We start from the raw sequence: 19,669 nt of genomic DNA, 5'->3' as shown, positions 1-19,669 counted from the left end.
TTTTAGATTGATTGGGTTATAATAGATTGAAATAAATTACAAAAGAGCGGAGATAAAATGTATATAGAAGATTTGAAGTTTTCATTATGGGCTGATTTTATAGAAAGAGATTACCTGGACAAAGAGTTTAAAGAACTTATAGACAAAAAAATAATCAACGGAGCCACTTCAAATCCGGCTATATTTAAGAATGCAATTTTAAGTTCTCCTGCGTACAAAGAGCAACTTGCATCACTTGATGCGCTCTCCCCAAAAGAAAAATATGAAGCAGTGGCAATATATGACATACGAAAAGCAGCAGATATTTTAAAACCTTTGTATGAGAAAGGGGATGACGGATATGTCAGTATAGAAGTTGATCCTTTTTTGTGTGATGATGCACAGGCAACTGCTGCAGAGGGAAAAAGGCTTTTTAAGGCAATCAACAGAGAAAATGTTATGATAAAAGTTCCTGCCACAGAAGCTGGGTATGAAGCGATGCAGGCATTGACATCTGTTGGAATTCCTGTGAATGCAACATTGATTTTTAAAAAATCCCAGGCTATATACTGTGCACAGGCTTTTGAAAAAGGGAGTGAAATATATGGCAAAAGCGTGCCTACTGTTATCAGTATTTTTGTCAGCAGAATCGACCGGGCACTTGATACACTCCTAAAAGAGAACGGTATAGAAACAGGATTGACTGGCATATACAATACTTCTGTCATCTATGAAGAGATTCAGAGTATGAATGTAGAAGGATGCCGGGCTCTTTTTGCCAGTACCGGAGTAAAAGACGATTCTCTGCCGCCCTATTATTACATCGAAAAACTGTTGGCGTATAACAGTGTCAACACAGCCCCTGTAGATACCATAAAAGCTTTCCATGCACATAATGGTTCTAAAAAAGCAGCTTTGCCGATTGATAAAAAAATCATTAACAGACATTTTACACAGATAGAAGATACCGGCGTTAAAATGGATGAAGTGCTGCAAAAGCAAATAGATGATGGTTTGGAAGCATTTAAAAAAGCATTTCAAGAGATATTGGAGGCATTATGAATACTGAGGTTGATGTCAGTAAGTTAACATTTGAGCAGTTAAAAAAAATACGCCTGCACCTCAAAAAGATGATAGAGGTCGGGGGCAGTGACTTACATGTAAAGGCCAATGCTGTAATTCGGGCAAGGATCAATGGAAATATTGTTCAGTTTTCCGGTGGTATTTTAACAAAAGAGGATGCCCTGATATTTGCAAAAGAACTTTTAAAAGGGCGTTTTGCTGAGTTTGTTGCAAAAAAAGAGCTCGATTTGGTATATCCTTATGATGAAAACAATCGTTTCCGTGTCAATATATTTTTTCAGATGGACGGAGTATCGGCAGTATTTCGTGTGATTCCTATCAAAATTCCTTCATTTGAAGAGCTTCATTTACCGGATATTGTCAAAAGTTTTACACAAAGAGAAAGAGGCTTAGTCCTTGTAACCGGTGTTACGGGAAGCGGTAAGTCTACAACACTTGCAGCACTTATCAATGAGATTAATTTTACGAAGAAAAAGCACATCATTACCATTGAAGATCCGATTGAATTTGTGCACAAGGACAGAAACTGTATCATCAATCAGCGTTCTGTAGGACAGGATACACTCTCTTTTGGAACGGCTCTGCGTGCAGCACTTCGTGAAGACCCTGATATTATTCTGGTAGGGGAAATGCGGGATCAGGAGACGATAAACCTTGCACTGCACGCAGCAGACACCGGTCACCTTGTTTTTTCAACACTGCATACTGTTGATGCAAAAGAAACTGTTAACCGTATTATTGCGCAGTTTCCGACAGAGGAACAAAACCGTGTGCGTCTTTCACTTGCAGGTGTTTTGCAGGGAGTCATATCCCAAAGGCTTATCCCTGCACTTAATGGAGGGCGTCGTGCTGCTCTTGAAGTATTAGTGCGTACTCCGACAATTGAAAAACTCATTTTGGAAAACAGAGATTACGAAATTCGTGATGCAATTGAAGCAGGAAAAGAGCATTACAAATCACAAAGTTTTGACCAGGCTATCCTGGATCTTTACAATGAAGGTGTCATTTCCAAAGAAGAAGCGCTTAACAATGCGACGAGTGCTTCTGATGTAGAACTGAAAATGAACGGACTTATAAGCGGAACAATGGCAGATATGGCTGAAGAAAATGAACTGCCAAAAGTTGAAATATCTTCTGACGATGATGATATTTTTGATTTAAAGTAAAGTTTAATCCATAAAACTGTATAATTGCGCCTATTTTAAAAGACAAAGGACTTCATATGTTAGAAGGTATAGTTAGAGAGAGTATTGGCAAAAAGGGCACAAAAGCGCTTCGCCGTGATGGTTATCTAATTGCGAATATTTACGGAAAAGGGCTTGAAAATATCAATGCCGCATTTAAAGAAAATGAGTATATCCGTACTGTTCGTAATAAAAATACATTGGCATTTCCGGTTTCAATTGATGGAAAAGAGATGCAGGTTGTTGTTCAGGCATATGAGTCTCATCCGGTAACAGGAAAGCTTTTACATGTAGATTTAATGGTGGCACAGCCAGGTGTTGTAACACACTATATGGTTCCTGTTGAAGCGGTCGGTGATTCAATCGGTGTGAAAAACAAAGGACTTGTAAATATTTCAAAAAGACGTTTAAGAGTCAAAGCAAAGATTGAAGATTTACCAAAAGCAATTACAATTGATGTAACAGATATGGATATTGGTGACGCTAAGCTTATTCGTGACATCGAAGTAACTGAAAATGTACAATTTACAGATGCTGACCGTGTTGCCGTACTAAGTATTATCAAAGCTAAGTAGTAGCAATATGCTTATAGTTGGGCTGGGAAACCCTGGATCCGACTATAAAGCTACACGCCATAATATCGGCTTTATGGTTATAGATGAACTGATTCGTCGTCATAATGCCAGTAAGATCTCCTCCTCATCATTTCAAGGTGAACTCTATAAATTTCAAAATCATTTTTTATTAAAACCGTTGACATATATGAATCTTTCCGGAGAATCTGTTGTAAAAGTCAAGCAGTTTTACAAAATTGAAGATGTTGTTGTAATACATGATGATTTGGATCTTCCCTTTGGTGCCTTGCGTTTTAAAAAAGGCGGAGGACATGGCGGGCATAACGGTCTCAAATCAATAGATTCAAAAATATCCCGTGAATATGTCAGAGTAAGAATGGGTATAGCAAAACCAACGCATAAGGGAGAAGTCGCCTCTTATGTATTGAGTCCTTTTAGCGCAACAGAACAAAAATGTCTGCCTGAATGGATAGATAAATGTTGTGATGCAGTAGAGTTTTTACTGACACATTCATTGGAAGAGACACGGTGCAAATACTCCCAAAAGGCAATGGAATGTTAGCATTCAGATATATTTCATGGCACTATATAAAATATTTTTTGATTATACTGACAGCTTTGGTCCTGTTTGTTGTCGGGTTTGACTATATGGGCAGTGCCCAGGATTTATCCAAGTCATCGGCAAACCTTATTTTGATTTATCTGGTGTACAAATCATTTTCTGCCATAGATATTTTACTGCCAATCGCACTGGTATTTGGGATGATATCTACAAAAATATATCTTATCCGCTCCAATGCACTTGTTTCGTTTTTTTCTTTGGGATATTCAAGAGTAGATGTTTTGCGCCCCTTTGTTCTTGTTTCTACCGCTGTTATCGTACTTTTTATAGCGCTGCATGCCTGGTCGAATTTTGCCAGAGCAGAAGAGTTTTCCAGAAATATTAAAAAGAATTCACAATATTTAAGTCCCACACGCGATCTTTTTTTTGCCTACAGGGGAAAGTACATATATTTTTCAAAACTGCTTCCTCTGCAGGAAACTGCAAAGAATATTCGTGTATTTAGTGTTAGCAATGAGTCTTTAAAAGAGGTCGTTGTTGCCAAGTCAGCCAGATACACAGACAACTACTGGTTTATCAGGCAGGCTGACATCATTACAAAGCCTGATGATTTGTCTCTTGCCTCACCCGGTATTAAAGTCACAAAAGCAAAAGATTTGAAAATTTTAGAAGGGTTCCGCCCTAAAATGCTTGACCAGGTATATGAGGGAAAAGTGAATTTTACAATTATAGATGCCGTTGATGCTATGCTTTTACTGAATAAACAAAACATTAATACGGATAATATCAAGTCAGCACTTTATAAAATATTTATCTATCCTTTTTTTGTTCCGTGTCTGATTGTTATAATATTTTTCTTTGTCCCAATGAGTGTACGCTTTTTGAATGTTTCGCTTTTTACATTTGGTGCAATTCTGGCAACTTTGCTCACCTGGGGGATTCTCTTTTTTCTGATAAAGCTTGCAAACAATAAAGTGATACCGAGTGAAATAGGGATAGTCCTTCCTGTTGCAATATTGGCTCTATTGGCCTTTTTTCAGTGGTATAGACACAGAACACTACTGTCTTAGGCACTTCTAAGCACATTTTAGATAAAATCATCTAAAAAATATTTGGAATTTTTATGATTGATTTTAAAGCATTGGCAGATGAGTATGGAACACCCTTGTACGTATATGATTTTGATTATATGTCCGCACAGTATACAGAGTTAAAAGAGGCATTCAGGGGACGTAAGTCTATTATTGCCTATGCAGTAAAAGCAAATTCAAATTTAAGCGTTGTGCGTCATTTTGCAAAAATGGGCAGTGGTGCTGACTGTGTTTCTATCGGAGAAGTGCGTCGTGCTCTTTTGGCAGGAATCCCCGCTTATAAAATTATATTTTCTGGTGTCGGCAAAAGTGATGAAGAGATACGTGAAGCGATAGAAAAAGATATTTTATATATCAATGTTGAAAGCGAAGCGGAACTTGAGCGGGTTGAGGCTATTGCCAAGAGACTGGACAAACCTTCACGCATAAGTATCAGAGTAAATCCCAATATTGACCCGCAGACACATCCTTATATCTCTACCGGACTGCATGACAATAAATTTGGTGTAGAACTCTCAAGTGCCAAACGTATGTATATCAAGGCTAAAAATTCCCAGTATCTGGATCCTGTCGGTATTCATTTTCATATAGGTTCACAACTGACACAGTTGCAGCCGATAAGAGAAGCTGCCGAAATAGTTGCAGATTTGGTACGTTCACTGCAGGCTATTGATATAGAGTTGAAGTTTTTTGATGTCGGTGGCGGACTTGGCGTCAAATATGACAATGAAGAGACGATAAAACCATATGATTATGCACAGGCAATTTTAGGAACACTTACGGCACTGGATTTGACGATTCTTTGTGAACCGGGCAGATTTTTGACGGCAAATGCAGGATACTTTGTGACGAGAGTTCTTTATGAAAAACAAAATGGTGACAAAAAATTTGTTGTTGTTGACGGTGCGATGAATGATCTGCTTCGACCATCACTCTACAATGCATATCATAAGATAGAAGCAATTACAGAGAACAAAGATCCGGTAAGAGAAGTAGACATAGTCGGTCCGGTGTGTGAAAGCGGTGACTTTTTTGCGAAAAACTATCCTCTGCCGGAGTTAAAGAGAAATGATTTGCTTGTGATTCACAGTGCAGGTGCCTATGGCTTTGGTATGGGAAGCAATTACAATACACGTGGACGAAGTGCAGAAGTTGCTGTTGAAAACTCCAAAGCAAGACTTATCAGAAAAAGAGAGTGCTTTGAAGATCTTATCTGTCTAGAACAAGAATTTTTAGTAGATTAAAATGTATTTTATAGATGTGCAGGGAACGCTTATCAGTGATGAAGACAAATCTCCAATAGACGGAAGCAGGGAGTTTATACAAATGCTCAACCGTGAGCATATCCCTTATATGATCATAACAAATAATACAAAAAAAGCATCACAGGATTTTTTGGCATATCTGAACAGACTGGGTTTTGAGTTTGACGCGACAAAGTACCTTGACCCTTTAATGCTTCTGGAATCCCGTGTCGAAAAAGAGGCTGTGGCCGCATATGGTGCCAGAGAATTTTTACAAACACTGCAAAGTATGGGATACAAACTTGACTACACTAATCCCAAAACAGTACTGATTGCCATAAAAGAGAATTTTTCTGCGGATGAATATGCGCAAATGATAGATTTTTTACTTGATGGTGCGAAACTTGTCGGTATGCATGAGACATCTATTTATGCAAAAAACAACAGGCGCTACCCTGGAGTAGGTGCTATTTTGAAGATGCTTGAATTTGCGACAAGCTGCTCTTATGATGTTGTAGGCAAACCGAGTCAGGCATTTTACAATGAAGCACTCAAAAGAATTAAAAGACAAAATCCTGCCGCAGATTTTCAAAATATAACTATCATCAGTGATGATGTCAAAGGTGACCTGGGCGGAGCAAAAGAACTTGGCATGAAAACACTCTTTGTAACAAGCGGAAAATATAAAAGTGCCGAGGAAATTGTCCCTTTTTTAAAAGAAGCAAACATTCCCGATTTTATATACAAAAATATGCAGGATATTTTAATCCGCCACAAGATGGAGCAATAATGAAAACTTTAGATGACTGTAGAGAAGCGATAGATGAAATAGACAATGAGATGCTTACACTGTTGAATAAGCGTATGAAAGTTGTCCAGAGAGTCGGAGAAATTAAAAAAGAGACCGGTGGCGCAATCTATAGACCCGAACGTGAAAAAGCAATTATTGACAGACTGGTTTCTTTGAATGAAAAAGAGGGCGGACTGTTAAATTACAAAGCGATAGAAGCGATATTTCTAGAAATTTTTGCTGTTGCAAGAAACTTGGAACTGCCGGAACGTATAGCCTATTTGGGGCCTGAAGGGAGTTTTACGCATCAGGCGGCTGAGAGCCGTTTTGGGGCTATGAGTGACTATCTTTCTTTAAACTCTATCGCTTCTGTATTTAAAACACTTGAATCTGGCCGTGCCAAGTTTGCCGTTGTGCCTATTGAAAATTCCCGTGACGGAATTGTTGGAGAGACACTTGATCTGCTGGCAAAAAGTTCTATGAAAATTGTTGCAGAACTTTATATGCCAATTCACATGTCTTTTGCTACAAAGGCAGAAAAACTTGAGGATATTACAAAAATCTACTCAAAAGACAAAGGGTTTGGACAGTGTCGGGAGTTTTTAAATGAACACGGTTTGATCAATGTTGAACTGATCCCGGTAGAATCGACGGCAAAAGCAGCCATTTTGGCGGCACGTGAGCCAAATTCAGCTGCAATATGTTCTCATATTGCAGCAAAACTGTATGGACTTCCTACTCTGTTTGAAAACATTGAAGATGCCATAGACAATACAACGCGTTTCGTCATTTTAAGTGATTTTAAAAATGCTGTCAGTGAAAATGATAAAACTTCGATACTGGTACGATTAAAAGACGCTGTTGAAGCTGGTTCTCTGGTGCGTTTTTTACAGGATTTTGAAGAAGAGAATATAAATCTTTCAAAAATTGAGTCTCGTCCCTCAAGAGACAAAGGTGGTTTTGGCTACTGGTTTTATATAGACTTTTATGGTCATATAGATGAGGAAAAGATTCAAAAAGTTATACAAAAACATAAAGACGAAGTCACTTGGCTTGGAAGTTACGTAAAGGGTGAAGAGTGAAATTTAATAAAAAACTGCAAAATATCAAGACTTATGAGGCGGGCAAGCCTATCGAACTTGTCGTACGTGAATTCGGCATAGAACCAAAAGATATTGTAAAACTTGCTTCAAATGAAAATCCGTACGGATGCTCCCCCAAAGTGCAAAGCGCCGTGGCAAAAATTATACCGAATATGGCACTTTATCCTGATGACAGTATGCTTAAACTTAAAAATGCATTAACAAAAAAATATGCACTGGAACACAAAAATCTTATTATCGGCAGTGGCAGTGATCAGGTTATAGAATTTATTATGCATGCAAAAGCTGATGAAAATTCCAAAATACTGATGAACAGTGTGACCTTCGCAATGTATGAGATTTATGCAAAACATGTCGGAGCAGAGATTGTGAGAACTGCATCACAGGAGCATGATTTGGATGAGTTTTACGGGCTTTATAAAGAGACAAATCCTGCGATAATTTTTTTGTGTACACCGAATAACCCGACAGGGGATGCGATAGATACAGACAAATTGATGGAGTTTATAGAAAAGATTGACAATGATACTTTGGTTGTTGTAGACGGTGCCTATATGGAATATGCCGCATATAAAGATAAAAGTAAAAAAATTATGCCTCAAGAGTTGGTTGAAAAATTTGAAAATGTCATTTATCTGGGTACTTTTTCAAAAGCCTACGGACTTGGAGGCATGCGTGTCGGGTATGGTATTTCGTCAGAAAATATTATAAAAGAACTCTATAAACTGAGACCGCCTTTTAACATAACGACATTATCACTTGAAGCTGCGAGTGTTGCACTTGAAGATGAAGAATTTGTAAATAATTGTATCGCTTTAAATTTCCAAGAGATGAAACGCTATGAAGAGTTTGCAAATGAGCAAAAAATAGATATAATAGAGAGTTATACAAACTTTGTTACTTTATGTCTGAATAACACACAGAATTCGACAGAAATTTCTAATGCTTTATTGCGTAAAGGAATGATAGTACGGGATTTAAGTGGCTATGGAATGAATGCAATTCGTGTAACTGTCGGAACAAAAGAGCAAAACAGCCGTTTTTTTGAACTTGCATCACTGTTATTATAAAATTTAAGATGGGAAGTTGATGGATTTTAAAGTACTTTTTTCGCAATTATCAGTTTTGTATGCAAAACTTACAAAACAGCAAAAAATGATTATAGCAGCTGCTGTAATAGGTATTGTTGCTTTTTTGATTTTTTTAGTTGTTTTTACTGCCAAAAAAACTTCACTTGACAGATATGAAGTACTTTTTGATTCTTTGACACCCTCAGAAGCTGCAAAAGTTGTAGAACAGCTTGAAAAAGACAATATTCCTTATAAAATTGAAGCAAACAATGTTATCAAAGTGCCTCGTAACATTGTGTATAAAGAGAGAATCTCCATTGCCTCTTTGGGTATTCCAAAAAACAGAGGTGTAGGATTTGAACTTTTTGACAAGCAGGAATTCGGTGCTACAAGCTTTGATCAAAAAATTAAGCATCTGCGTGCATTGGAAGGCGAACTTTCCCGTACTATCAGTGCACTTTCCCCTGTAGAAAAAGCAACAGTGAGTCTCGCTCTGCCGAAAGAGACGCTCTTTGTATCCAAACAGGTTGATCCGACAGCCTCTGTAATGGTGCAGTTGGTTGAGGGAAGGATGCTTACTTCCAAGCAAATAAGGGGAATTAAAAATCTTGTCGCAGCAGCTGTGCCAAAATTAAAATCTTCTAATGTAATGCTGATTGACAGTGACGGCGTAACACTTGGTGATGACGATGAAATGGCACAAATGAGTGAACTCTCTATTGCTCAGCAAAAATATAAAATAAAAGAAGAGAAGAAAAAGCAGGAAAAAATCATTGATGTTATCGCACCTTTTGTAGGCGGCAGTGACAAGGTTGTGGCACAGGTAACCATAGAATTTGATTTTTCGCAAAAAAACTCTACTTCCGAAAAATATGATCCTGAAAATGTTGTACGAAGCGAACAGGTTAATGAAGAAAAAAGAGAAGGAAGTGCACCAAAAGAAGTCGGAGGAGTTCCCGGAACTGTGAGTAACATCGGCCCGGTACAGGGACTTGCCTCAAATAAAATGGTAGAGAAATATTCAAAAAACTCCGGCACAACGAATTATGAAGTCGGAAAAACCGTCAGCACCACAAAGAGCCAGTTTGCAAGAATCAAAAGGATAACGGCTGCAGTTGTCGTTGACGGAAAATACAAACCAAAACTGGACAAAGAGGGGAATCCAACTGATGAGATGGAGTATGTGCCTTTGGATGCTGCGGACATAAATGCCTTAACCTCTCTTGCCAGTCGTTCTGTCGGTATTGACCCAAAAAGAGGCGATCAAATCAGTGTACAAAATTTGCAGTTTGAAAGAGCGTCTGCAAGCAGAGGTGCTCAGGGCGTCAATAAAGCCATCGCCTTCACTGAAACATATCTGGCGCCATTTTCCGGCTTGCTCAAATATCTGTTTGTGTTTATCCTGTTGTTTATTTTGTACAAAAAAGTCATTGCTCCCTTTGCGGATAAGATGCTTGAAGTATCAAAAGAAGAAGAAGATCTTGTTGCCCCTTCACTGGAACTTGATGAAGAAGAGGGCGATGATTTGGTAGAAAAAGTACAAAAAATGCGTAAAAAAGTTGAAGAGCAACTTGGTATGGGAAGTAATTTTAACGAAGATGACCTCAAACATGAGGTTATCTTGGAAAAAGTAAAAACTATGGCGGAAGATACACCCGAAGAGGTGGCTTCTTTGCTGGAGGCTCTTTTAAGTGAAGAATCTGAAGTCCCGTCTAAAGAGAGGAAGTAAGTATGGCCACTTTAACACAGCAACAACAGGCCGCACTTGATGAAATGAGTATGGCAGAAAAAATTGCCATACTTCTGCTGCAGTTGGGTGAAGACGCAACAGCGGCAATATTTTCAAATATGGGTGTTGAGGCTATTACTGAAATATCAAAATATATTGCAGCAAACAGAACCATTGACAAGGCAATAGCAACCGCTGTTTTAGAAGAGTTTCATGCAATATTTCAGTCAGGTCAGTATATGACTTCAGGCGGTATGGAGTATGCAAGAGAGTTATTGTACAGAACACTCGGTCCCGAAGAGGCAAAAAAGATTCTGGATAAACTCTCAAAAAGCATGCAAAACACACAAAATTTTGCCTACCTGTCAAAAATCAAGCCACAACAGCTTTCCGATTTTATTATCAATGAACATCCACAGACCATTGCTTTGATTTTGGCACATATGGACCCTACAGAGGCTGCTGACACATTGCAGTATTTTCCGGATGATTTGCGAAGTGAAGTTGCAATGCGTATGGCAAAACTCGGAGATATCTCTCCTTCGGTGATTAAACGGGTTTCTGCTGTTCTTGAATCAAAACTTGAATCTCTTGCTTCTTACAAAGTAGAAGTTGGTGGAACACGTGCGGTTGCAGATATCTTTAACCGCCTTGGTGCAAAAAGTTCTAAAGCAACTTTGGCAAATATTGAGCAGGTCGATGAAGAGTTGGCAACACAGATTAAAGAGATGATGTTTACTTTTGAAGATATTGTGACTTTGGACAAGAATTCTATTGCAGAGATTTTAAAGGCTGTAGACAAAGCAGAACTTATGCTGGCACTCAAATCTGCCCCGGAAGAGTTAAAAGAGAAGTTTTTCTCTGCAATGAGTGAACGGGCCCGTGAAGCCTTTGAAGAAGAGATGCAGTTCCTTGGAGCCGTTAAAATGAAAGATGTTGAGGCAGCTCAGAGAAAAATCGTTGAAGTGGTCAATCAGTTGGCTGAAGCGGGAACTATCCAAATGGGATCGAGCGAAGAGATGATAGAGTAAAAAATGGCAAGTATAATATCTGAAAATGAAATTAATGAGCATAATGTGCAAAAATATAGTTTTAAAGTTATCGCAATGGGCTCAAAAGAAGAGCAAAAAAAAGAACAAAAAGTATTTACACAAGAAGACAATCCAAAGGCAAGAGCTTCGGATGTTGATTCGAGTGCTCTGAGTACGAGTTCAAAAGATTCACTTATAGAGTCTTTAATGAAAAAAACAGATGAAATGTCATCTAACTTTATAAAACTGCAAATGAGACTTGAAGCCAAAGAAGAAGAGTTTCAAGAAGAACTGAAAAAAGCCAAGGAAGAGGCTTTTGCCGAAGGCTTGAAGGCCGGAGAGGCAAAAGCAAGAGAAGAGATTGACAAAACACTGCGCAGCAAACTCGAGCTTTTGACAAACTCCATACAAAAACTTGAAGAGAGTGCGAGTGAATTTGAAAAAGCTTTAGAAGGTATAAAAAACGAATTGCTACATGCGGCCATAGACATTGCAAAAGAGGTTGTACAGATTGAAGTAAGTGAAAATTCCTCACAGATTGCTCAAAAACTCAGTGATGAGTTAATACAGGAATTACAAAGTGCTTCTAAAATAACACTGAAGATCAATCCAAAAGATTACAGCGTTATCGCAGAACATTTTAGCAAACTTGAGCATGTAAAAGTTGTACCTGAAAGTGCAGTAAGTGAAGGCGGTGTTATAGTTTTGAGTGATGCAGGCAATATTGATGCACAAATATCAAAAAGATTTGAGAGAGTAAAAAAGGCAGCTTTAAGTGAGTAGAATGAATATAAAAGAGAAAAATGTTAAAGAGCTTGAGGCTCTCAGTGAAGATATCAGAAAAAGAATTTTAGAGGTTGTAAGTAAAAACGGTGGACATTTAAGTTCCACTCTCGGTGCTACAGAGATAATTGTGGCTATGCATAAAGTATTTGATTCTCAAAAAGATCCTTTTATCTTTGATGTATCACACCAGGCGTATGCCCACAAGCTGCTTACAGGAAGATGGGAAGAATTTGACACACTCAGACAGTTTAACGGAATATGCGGTTATACAAAACCAAGCGAAAGCAGCGATGATTATTTTGTGGCAGGACACAGTTCCACTTCAATATCTTTAGGTGTAGGGGCTGCAAAAGCCATAGCACTCAAGGGTGAACAAAATGAACGCATTCCCGTGGTGCTTATCGGTGACGGTTCTATGACGGCAGGCATGGTGTATGAGGCATTAAATGAGTTGGGCGAGAGAAAGTACCCGATGATTATTATTTTAAATGATAATGAGATGAGTATAGCAAAACCTATTGGTGCAATCAGCAGGATGCTCAGCTCTGCCATGGCTTCTCCTTTTTATCAAAGATTTAAAAAAAATACGGAGAGTTTTGTAGATAACTTTGGTGACGGTGCCAGATATATTGCAAAGCGCATGGAAGAATCTTTGAAGCTTATTACCCCGGGTATACTTTTTGAAGAGATGGGAATTAATTATATTGGTCCTGTAGACGGGCATAATATCGCACAACTTGTAGATATTATGAAAACAGCCAGAAAACTCAATGAACCGGTTATAATTCATGCACAGACTCTTAAAGGAAAAGGGTATGAAATCGCAGAAGGCAAAGAGGAAAAATGGCATGGTGTCGGTCCGTTTGATCTTTCAAGTGGAAGTTCCGCAAAAAAAACCGCAAAAAAAACCGCTACACAGATATATACCGAGTCTCTTCTTTCTTTATGTGAAAAAAATGAAAAGATTGTCGGGGTTACAGCAGCAATGCCCAGTGGTACAGGTTTAAGCACTTTGATAGAAAAGTACCCGACACGTTTTTGGGATGTGGCTATTGCAGAACAGCATGCCGTGACCTCTATGGCAGCACTGGCAAAAGAGGGATTTAAGCCTTTTTGCAGTATTTATTCTACATTTTTGCAGCGTGCCTATGATCAGGTAATTCACGATACCTGTTTGATGGATCTGCCGGTTGTATTTGCGCTTGACCGTGCCGGAATTGTCGGAGAAGACGGAGAAACCCACCAGGGTGTATTTGATGTCAGTTATTTACGGGCCATTCCAAATATGACACTGTTCGCACCTAGAGATGAGAAGAGTTTTCATCAGGCAATGGGTTTTGCCGCAAAATATGAGCATCCGTGTTCTTTGCGTTATCCGAGGGGTTCTTTTGCAGAAACTGATTTGCCTGAGTCTGCCCCTTTTGAACTTGGAAAATCCCAGCTTTTACAAACGGCAAAGAGTAATATTCTTTTTATCGGGTACGGAAATGGTGTCGGACGGGCATATCAAACAGCACAATATATGAAGGAAGATGTAAGTATTCTCGATTTACGTTTTGTAAAACCGCTTGATGAAGAGATGCTTAGAGATTTGTCAGACAAGTACAACAAATGGTTTGTTTTTTCAGATACAGCTAAGCATGGTGGTGTAGGTTCTGCAATTTTAGAGTTTTTAGCGAAGGAGAAGATTTTAAATATATCCGTTGTTTCCTTTGAATACGAAGATGCATTTATCACACACGGCAATACCAGAGTCGTAGAAGAGTCTTTAGAACTCTTGCCTGAACAACTTGCAGAAAAAGTCATAAATCATAATCCTTAGTAATCTACTATGTTTACTTGACTTTAAACGACTTCTTTATTATTATTCCAACAATCAATACAAGGAGTCGGCATGAGTCAAAAGTCCTGTCCTATATCATTTATCAAAGTTGATGCTAATATTGTCAGAATTAATGCATCTTATATTTTATTGCTTTTTGGTCTTTATCTTAGTACATCAACCAGGGGTATCCTGCTTTTTTTAATTGCAGATTTTATAATAAGACTTTTTATTAACAAAAATTACAGCCCTTTGTACTTTCTGTCTGCAAGAACTAAAGAGCTGTTACATGTAAAGAGTAAATTTGAAGATGCTGCGGCTAAAAGGCTGGCTACATATTTTGGGTTGATATTTTTAGTATTCATATTATTATTTGATCTATTACATGCAGAAGTGCTGTTTTATATTATGAGTGGTGTTCTTCTTGTATGTTTGTTTTTAGAAGTTGCTTTTAACTACTGTCTGGGATGCAAAATGTACTATTTATATAAAAGATTTGTGTAATGGTAGGAGTATCTACAAAAAGCCTGTATGGCGTTGCAGCAATGCATGCGTTGTACAACTCTCCCAGAAACAAGCTGATGCAGATAAAAGAGATAGCTGCTATGACGCAAATTTCGCACGGTTACCTTGAACAAATTCTTTCAAACTTGAAAAAGCACGGCTTTGTTGTAAGTATAAGAGGTGCAAACGGCGGCTATAAACTGGCCACAGATGCTTCTAGTATTATCGTTCTTGATATTATAGAAGCCTTGGAAGGAGAACTCTTTGTAGCAGGGCAAAATGTTGGAGCAAGTGTTGTGCTGGACTCTTTTTGGAAAGATATTCAGGAGAAAGTTCGTGCTGTTTTTCATGTAAAACTCTCTGAACTTGACAAGGCGTATGCAACATATTTTTATGAGATCTAAAGCATAATGACGCCTCCATAGCGCCCTGTTTTACCAGTATGTCTGTAGGAATAAAAAGTATCACTGTTACAACGGTTGCAAATATCTGATATCTCAATATTCTTGGCTAAAACACCTGCTGTACGGAATTGTTCTTTGAGTATTGCTCTGATATCCAGGTAGAATTTCTTTCCTTTTTTCTCAACCGCATAACTGACTTTTTTCTCTTTTGCCTCTTGGTAAATTTGCTCATTTATTTCATAACATTTCTGACATATTGCAGGTCCGACGGTGACAATAAGGTCCTTAATATCAGATGAAAAGTCACTGACAAAACACCCAATTACATTTTGAACAATATTTTCAAAGGCTCCTGTTCTGCCGGCATGTGCTGCAGCAATGACATTTTGTTTGGGATCATAAAAAAGGACAGGAGAACAGTCAGCTACCATTACCAGAAGAGGTGTGTTTTTTTTGTTTGTAATTACTGCGTCACAGGCTGGAGGATTGTAAAAGTTGTCGTTTTCATCAACTCTTTTGACAATATTTGAGTGAAACTGTTTCATATGTACAAGTGTTTTATAGTCATAATGGAGTTTTTTTGCCAAAGATTTATGATTTTGCAGTACATTTTTTGGATTATCCTGAACATGAAAGGCTAAATTCCCGCTTTCCTTACATGTAAAGAGATGCGTGAGTTTTGCAAAGTTGTTTAATAATTTACTTTGATAAAATTTCATATAATGATTATAACTAAAAAGAGGAAAAATATTGAGTAAGATAAGTATGTACCCGGTTACACTTGAGGGTCAAAGTATTGAACAAAAACGCAAAGAGATACGTGAGTACTTCCATAATACCTTTGATCTGTTTGAAAAAGTTTTTGAATTGTTGCAAGATGAGTCTGTATTTTACAAGAAGAGCGAACCGACCCGTCATCCGATGATATTTTATTTTGGACATACAGCGACTTTTTTTGTAAACAGACTCATGAGTATGCAAATAATTTATGAAAGAATAAATCCTGAATTTGAGTCTCTGTTCGCTGTAGGTGTGGATGAAATGCGCTGGGATGACCTGGAAGAGTCACGCTACAGATGGCCTGAAGTCTCAGCAGTAAGAAATTATCGAAATGCTGTACGCAAACTTGTGGATGACTTGATTATGCGCCTGGATTTTACACTGCCGATTCGAGAGGATTCTGCTATGTGGATTATACTGATGGGGATAGAGCATGAGCGCATTCACATAGAGACATCTTTGGTGCTGCATCGTCAAATGCCTCTGGAATATATCAAAGATGTCCCTGAATTCAATATATGTACACACTCTTCAAAGGCGCCTCAAAATGAGATGATAACACTCAAGGGCGACAGAGTTACTCTGGGAAAATCCAAGAATCATCATCTGTATGGATGGGATAATGAATATGGCAGCTATGAAGAAGTTGTTAAAGAATTTCAGGTTTCTCAATTTCTTGTCAGCAATGGTGAATTTATGGAGTTTGTCAATGACGGCGGGTATGAAACAAAAGAGTACTGGGACGAAGAAGGGTTGGCATTTTTACAAAAATCAAATGCAAAGCATCCCCATTTTTGGGTCAAAGAAAACGGAGTCTTTAAGTACAGAGCCCTTAGCAAGATTATAGATATGCCGCAAGATTGGCCTGTGGATGTGAATGCCCTTGAGGCCGAAGCATTTTGCAGATACAAAAGCAAAAAAGAGAACAAAGAGTACCTCCTTCCAAGTGAGGCAGAATATGAATTGATATATAAGAGAGCGAATCTGAAAGATGTTCCTGCCCTGCATGAGAGTCGTGCAAATATCAATTTTTATCATTATGCCTCCTCCTGTCCTGTTGATGAATTCGGTTTTAACGGGATTTATGATGTTATAGGAAATGTATGGCAGTGGAGCAGAACACCGATACGCCCTTTTAAAGGTTTTGAAGTGCATGCGGCCTATGACGACTTTTCTGTGCCTACTTTTGATGACAAGCATGCTTTGATACTTGGTTCTTCATGGGCCAGTAGTGGAAATCTAATCATGAAACACTCTCGGTATGCATTTAGAAAACACTTTTTTCAAAATGCCGGTTTTCGCTATGTTATAACACAAAACAGCAAAGATGAGAGTGGTGATGTCTATGAGAGTGATGAACTTGTTTCGCAGTATTGTGAATTTCAGTATGGTGACACGCATTTTTGTGTGGAAAATTTTGCCACAGCCTGTGCAAAGATTGCTGCAAAATATGCAATAAACACAACAAAAGCACTGGATTTAGGCTGCGCAACAGGAAGAGCCAGTTTCGAACTTGCAAAGAGATTTGACAGAGTTGAGGGTATAGATTTTTCTGTACGTTTCATTCAGGTCGGTTCCAAATTACAAGAAGCAGGCTATGTCGCGTTTACATGTAAAGAAGAGGGCGAACTCAGTATCAATAAAAAAGTGACTCTGCAGGATTTGGGATATGAAGAACTTGCGCAAAAAGTCTCTTTTTGGCAGGGAGATGCCTGTAACCTGAAGCCTAGTTTCACCGCGTATGATTTGATAATGGCGACGAACTTGATAGACAGACTCTACAACCCAAGACTCTTTTTGGACACGGTAGACAAAAGACTCAATGCAGACGGTATACTGATGCTTACCTCTCCCTATACATGGCAGGAAAGCTCTACAAAAAAAGAGTTTTGGCTTGGCGGATACAAAGACGAAAACGGCAATGCAGTCAGAACAATAGAGCGTCTCAAAGATATTCTTCATGATAAATTTGAGCTTTTACATGTACAAGATTTGGAGTTTGTCATAAAAGAGACAGCCAGAAAATACCAACATACTGTTTCACAGGTGAGTGTATGGAAAAAGCGTTGAAGAAGTACAGTTTTGAAACAGCCAGTGAGCGTGAAGGCACCAATGCAGAAAAGTATGTGCTGAGAAAACAGCTTTTTGGAACGGATGATGTTTTACCTGTCTGGGTAGCTGATATGGATATAGATACCCCATCATGTGTTTTGGATGCTGTTAAAAAAAGGCTGCAGCATCCCATAATCGGTTATGAAGAAGTACCTGCATCCGCTTACCAAGCACAAATTGATTGGGTGAAACATGAGCATGGTATGGAGTTTTATTTAGACGATATGTTGTATTCACATTCAGTTGTAGCATCAATGCATACAGCAATAGAAGCCTTTACAAAAGAGGGCGATGGGGTTATAGTGCAAACACCTGTCTATCCTCCTTTTTTCCACAGTGTATTACAACTCAACCGAAAGTTGATAAAAAACTCTTTACATGTAGACAAATACGGGGAATATAGCTTTGATATTGAAGATTTTAAAGCAAAAATTGATGAAAATACAAAACTGTTACTCTTGTGCTCTCCTCATAATCCGGTAGGCAGAGTATGGAAAAAAAAGGAACTCAAAGAGATTTTAGAAGTTTGTATAGAACATAATATTGTTGTTTTTGCAGATGAGATACATTCTGATTTAGTTTATAAACCATTTAAGCATACTGTTTTTGCCTCTTTGGATGAAAGAGCGAAAGATATTACAGTAACGGCGCTGGGTGTTGGAAAAACATTTAATATGGCCGGATTTGCCATGAGCACGGTGGCTATTACAAATGAAGAGTTACGTAAGCAGTTTAAAAAGGCATATGACAAAGTACATTTTGCACAAGGGTGTGTTTTGTCTCATGTGGCATTTGAGACTGCTTATAGAGAGGCAAAAGAGTGGTTAGAAGCACTTAAAATACATTTGTATTACAATTATTTGATGCTTAATGAAGTTGCCCAAAAGTATTCAAAATACATAAAAGTTACACCGATTGAAGCAACCTATTTGGCATGGTTGGATTGTCGGGGAATGGGCGTAAAAGACAAAGAACTACGAGCCTTTTTTATCAATGAAGCAAAGCTTGGACTTAACGCAGGTATCAGTTTTGGCAGGGAAGGGAGTGGCTATATGCGCTTGAATTTTGCTGTAAGCTCTGCTAAAATGAGAGAGATAGTTCAGCGCCTTGAGAGGGCATTGCAAAGGAGAGAGATTGGCTGAGATAAATTGGACGGAATATAAAGAGCATAAAAAATATACAACAAAACAAGATAACTTTGAAATACTTTTAGACTTTATAAAAAGTTATTATAATATCAGCAATGTTTTTGAAGTTTTTGAGATGTTGAGTAATGATGAAACTGCCAAAATGATGCTAGACAAGCGTAAGATTACAGATGCGCAAAAGCTAGAAAGTTTCATATTGAGACACTAATGAGCCAAGAGCTGAAAAAAATTACTACTTTTATAGAGAAACATCATGTTATGAGTCTAGCTACATGTAATGGTATACAAGTGAGTGCTTGTAGCCTTTTTTATGCTTATGATGCAGAGAAATTCTCTTTTGTTGTAGCAAGCAGTGAAGATACTTTACATGTAAAGCATATTTTACAAAATCCAAAAATTGCAGGCAATATTTTACTGGAGACACAAGAAGTCGGAAAAATTGAGGGTTTGCAGTTTCAAGGAGAGATACAGGAGCTGCAGGAGAGCTCTTTAAAAAAACTCTATTTTAAGCACTTTCCCTATGTTTTGGCTATGATGCCAAAACTTTGGCAGATTAAAGTGAGCTATTTTAAATTAACTGACAATAAATTGGGTTTTGGAAAAAAGATTATTTACGAACCTGTTTTTCTTTAAACAAAGAACATTCAGCCCCACTACTGTTGTAAACAACTA

20 protein-coding genes are annotated in these 19,669 nt (G+C 38.1%); 19 read left to right on the top strand and 1 reads right to left on the bottom strand.

Features of this window, described 5'->3' with window-relative positions; translation table 11 throughout:
• The first annotated feature begins 57 nt into the window (after positions 1–57).
• The 15 genes from LCX93_RS09480 (at position 58) to LCX93_RS09410 (ending at position 14,957) form a co-directional block, all read left to right on the top strand.
• Positions 58–1,041 (top strand): transaldolase, encoded by a 984-nt coding sequence (locus LCX93_RS09480; protein ID WP_226066076.1) that lies wholly within the window; start codon positions 58–60, stop codon positions 1,039–1,041.
• Positions 1,038–2,228: a type IV pilus twitching motility protein PilT gene (locus LCX93_RS09475; RefSeq protein ID WP_226066075.1), complete on the top strand. Its 1,191-nt coding sequence runs from the start codon at positions 1,038–1,040 to the stop codon at positions 2,226–2,228. The genes LCX93_RS09480 and LCX93_RS09475 overlap by 4 nt, the downstream gene beginning before the upstream one ends.
• Positions 2,229–2,284: 56 nt before the next feature.
• Positions 2,285–2,821 (top strand): 50S ribosomal protein L25/general stress protein Ctc, encoded by a 537-nt coding sequence (locus LCX93_RS09470; protein ID WP_151899794.1) that lies wholly within the window; start codon positions 2,285–2,287, stop codon positions 2,819–2,821.
• Between the two features lie 7 nt (positions 2,822–2,828).
• Positions 2,829–3,383: an aminoacyl-tRNA hydrolase gene (pth, locus tag LCX93_RS09465; RefSeq protein ID WP_226066074.1), complete on the top strand. Its 555-nt coding sequence runs from the start codon at positions 2,829–2,831 to the stop codon at positions 3,381–3,383.
• The gene (locus tag LCX93_RS09460) at positions 3,377–4,453 is read left to right on the top strand and encodes an LptF/LptG family permease (RefSeq protein WP_226066073.1); all 1,077 of its coding nucleotides are present in this window, start codon (positions 3,377–3,379) and stop codon (positions 4,451–4,453) included. Before pth ends, LCX93_RS09460 begins: the two co-directional genes overlap by 7 nt.
• A gap of 53 nt (positions 4,454–4,506) precedes the next feature.
• Entirely contained in the window at positions 4,507–5,718 is a 1,212-nt protein-coding gene (lysA, locus tag LCX93_RS09455; RefSeq protein WP_226066072.1) for a diaminopimelate decarboxylase, read from the top strand.
• Between the two features lies 1 nt (position 5,719).
• Positions 5,720–6,508 (top strand): HAD-IIA family hydrolase, encoded by a 789-nt coding sequence (locus tag LCX93_RS09450; RefSeq protein ID WP_226066071.1) that lies wholly within the window; start codon positions 5,720–5,722, stop codon positions 6,506–6,508.
• Positions 6,508–7,590: a prephenate dehydratase gene (gene pheA / locus LCX93_RS09445; RefSeq protein ID WP_226066070.1), complete on the top strand. Its 1,083-nt coding sequence runs from the start codon at positions 6,508–6,510 to the stop codon at positions 7,588–7,590. The genes LCX93_RS09450 and pheA overlap by 1 nt, the downstream gene beginning before the upstream one ends.
• Positions 7,587–8,681 carry a histidinol-phosphate transaminase gene (hisC, locus tag LCX93_RS09440; protein ID WP_226066069.1) on the top strand — a complete coding sequence of 365 codons (1,095 nt, stop codon included), beginning with the start codon at positions 7,587–7,589 and terminating at the stop codon, positions 8,679–8,681. Before pheA ends, hisC begins: the two co-directional genes overlap by 4 nt.
• A 19-nt stretch (positions 8,682–8,700) precedes the next feature.
• Complete coding sequence (gene fliF / locus LCX93_RS09435) at positions 8,701–10,410, top strand: flagellar basal-body MS-ring/collar protein FliF (protein WP_226066068.1); 1,710 nt, start codon at positions 8,701–8,703, stop codon at positions 10,408–10,410.
• A gap of 2 nt (positions 10,411–10,412) precedes the next feature.
• Complete coding sequence (gene fliG, locus LCX93_RS09430) at positions 10,413–11,441, top strand: flagellar motor switch protein FliG (RefSeq protein WP_151899801.1); 1,029 nt, start codon at positions 10,413–10,415, stop codon at positions 11,439–11,441.
• Positions 11,442–11,444: 3 nt separating this feature from the next.
• A complete protein-coding gene (gene fliH, locus LCX93_RS09425; protein ID WP_226066067.1) occupies positions 11,445–12,224 on the top strand; it encodes a flagellar assembly protein FliH in 780 nt (259 codons plus the stop codon).
• Position 12,225: 1 nt separating this feature from the next.
• Entirely contained in the window at positions 12,226–14,049 is a 1,824-nt protein-coding gene (dxs, locus tag LCX93_RS09420) for a 1-deoxy-D-xylulose-5-phosphate synthase (protein WP_226069431.1), read from the top strand.
• Between the two features lie 72 nt (positions 14,050–14,121).
• Complete coding sequence (locus LCX93_RS12725; protein ID WP_226066066.1) at positions 14,122–14,553, top strand: DUF4395 domain-containing protein; 432 nt, start codon at positions 14,122–14,124, stop codon at positions 14,551–14,553.
• Positions 14,553–14,957 (top strand): RrF2 family transcriptional regulator, encoded by a 405-nt coding sequence (locus LCX93_RS09410; protein WP_226066065.1) that lies wholly within the window; start codon positions 14,553–14,555, stop codon positions 14,955–14,957. The genes LCX93_RS12725 and LCX93_RS09410 overlap by 1 nt, the downstream gene beginning before the upstream one ends.
• Here the strand turns inward: LCX93_RS09410 and pgeF are convergent.
• Entirely contained in the window at positions 14,954–15,676 is a 723-nt protein-coding gene (gene pgeF / locus LCX93_RS09405; protein ID WP_226066064.1) for a peptidoglycan editing factor PgeF, read from the bottom strand. The two genes, LCX93_RS09410 and pgeF, sit on opposite strands and share 4 nt — an antisense overlap.
• A gap of 31 nt (positions 15,677–15,707) precedes the next feature.
• Here pgeF and ovoA point away from each other — a divergent pair, with 31 nt between their 5' ends.
• From ovoA to LCX93_RS09385, 4 genes are read left to right on the top strand one after another with little or no spacing between them, the layout of a single operon-like run.
• Positions 15,708–17,807, top strand: coding sequence for a 5-histidylcysteine sulfoxide synthase (ovoA, locus tag LCX93_RS09400; RefSeq protein ID WP_349636698.1), 2,100 nt, complete (start codon positions 15,708–15,710; stop codon positions 17,805–17,807).
• The gene (locus tag LCX93_RS09395; protein WP_226066063.1) at positions 17,792–18,991 is read left to right on the top strand and encodes a pyridoxal phosphate-dependent aminotransferase; all 1,200 of its coding nucleotides are present in this window, start codon (positions 17,792–17,794) and stop codon (positions 18,989–18,991) included. The genes ovoA and LCX93_RS09395 overlap by 16 nt, the downstream gene beginning before the upstream one ends.
• Positions 18,984–19,205 (top strand): hypothetical protein, encoded by a 222-nt coding sequence (locus LCX93_RS09390; RefSeq protein ID WP_226066062.1) that lies wholly within the window; start codon positions 18,984–18,986, stop codon positions 19,203–19,205. Before LCX93_RS09395 ends, LCX93_RS09390 begins: the two co-directional genes overlap by 8 nt.
• Complete coding sequence (locus LCX93_RS09385) at positions 19,205–19,630, top strand: PNPOx family protein (RefSeq protein ID WP_226066061.1); 426 nt, start codon at positions 19,205–19,207, stop codon at positions 19,628–19,630. Before LCX93_RS09390 ends, LCX93_RS09385 begins: the two co-directional genes overlap by 1 nt.
• Positions 19,631–19,669 lie beyond the last annotated feature (39 nt).

Origin of the sequence: Sulfurimonas sp. SWIR-19 (assembly GCF_020410885.1) — a bacterium.
Taxonomy (GTDB): domain Bacteria; phylum Campylobacterota; class Campylobacteria; order Campylobacterales; family Sulfurimonadaceae; genus Sulfurimonas; species Sulfurimonas sediminis.
This window is presented reverse-complemented; position numbering and strand designations above follow the sequence as displayed.

Excerpts from the sequence above, each read along its gene's own strand:
- LCX93_RS12725 (WP_226066066.1), top strand. The coding sequence starts at position 14,122 with ATGAGTCAAAAGTCCTGTCCTATATCATTTATCAAAGTTGATGCTAAT.
- LCX93_RS09480 (WP_226066076.1), top strand. The coding sequence starts at position 58 with ATGTATATAGAAGATTTGAAGTTTTCATTATGGGCTGATTTTATAGAA.
- pgeF (WP_226066064.1), bottom strand. The coding sequence starts at position 15,676 with ATGAAATTTTATCAAAGTAAATTATTAAACAACTTTGCAAAACTCACG.
- fliH (WP_226066067.1), top strand. The coding sequence starts at position 11,445 with ATGGCAAGTATAATATCTGAAAATGAAATTAATGAGCATAATGTGCAA.
- LCX93_RS09450 (WP_226066071.1), top strand. The coding sequence starts at position 5,720 with ATGTATTTTATAGATGTGCAGGGAACGCTTATCAGTGATGAAGACAAA.
- fliG (WP_151899801.1), top strand. The coding sequence starts at position 10,413 with ATGGCCACTTTAACACAGCAACAACAGGCCGCACTTGATGAAATGAGT.
- LCX93_RS09460 (WP_226066073.1), top strand. The coding sequence starts at position 3,377 with ATGTTAGCATTCAGATATATTTCATGGCACTATATAAAATATTTTTTG.
- pheA (WP_226066070.1), top strand. The coding sequence starts at position 6,508 with ATGAAAACTTTAGATGACTGTAGAGAAGCGATAGATGAAATAGACAAT.
- LCX93_RS09475 (WP_226066075.1), top strand. The coding sequence starts at position 1,038 with ATGAATACTGAGGTTGATGTCAGTAAGTTAACATTTGAGCAGTTAAAA.
- LCX93_RS09410 (WP_226066065.1), top strand. The coding sequence starts at position 14,553 with ATGGTAGGAGTATCTACAAAAAGCCTGTATGGCGTTGCAGCAATGCAT.
- lysA (WP_226066072.1), top strand. The coding sequence starts at position 4,507 with ATGATTGATTTTAAAGCATTGGCAGATGAGTATGGAACACCCTTGTAC.
- LCX93_RS09385 (WP_226066061.1), top strand. The coding sequence starts at position 19,205 with ATGAGCCAAGAGCTGAAAAAAATTACTACTTTTATAGAGAAACATCAT.
- LCX93_RS09470 (WP_151899794.1), top strand. The coding sequence starts at position 2,285 with ATGTTAGAAGGTATAGTTAGAGAGAGTATTGGCAAAAAGGGCACAAAA.
- pth (WP_226066074.1), top strand. The coding sequence starts at position 2,829 with ATGCTTATAGTTGGGCTGGGAAACCCTGGATCCGACTATAAAGCTACA.
- fliF (WP_226066068.1), top strand. The coding sequence starts at position 8,701 with ATGGATTTTAAAGTACTTTTTTCGCAATTATCAGTTTTGTATGCAAAA.
- LCX93_RS09395 (WP_226066063.1), top strand. The coding sequence starts at position 17,792 with ATGGAAAAAGCGTTGAAGAAGTACAGTTTTGAAACAGCCAGTGAGCGT.
- dxs (WP_226069431.1), top strand. The coding sequence starts at position 12,226 with ATGAATATAAAAGAGAAAAATGTTAAAGAGCTTGAGGCTCTCAGTGAA.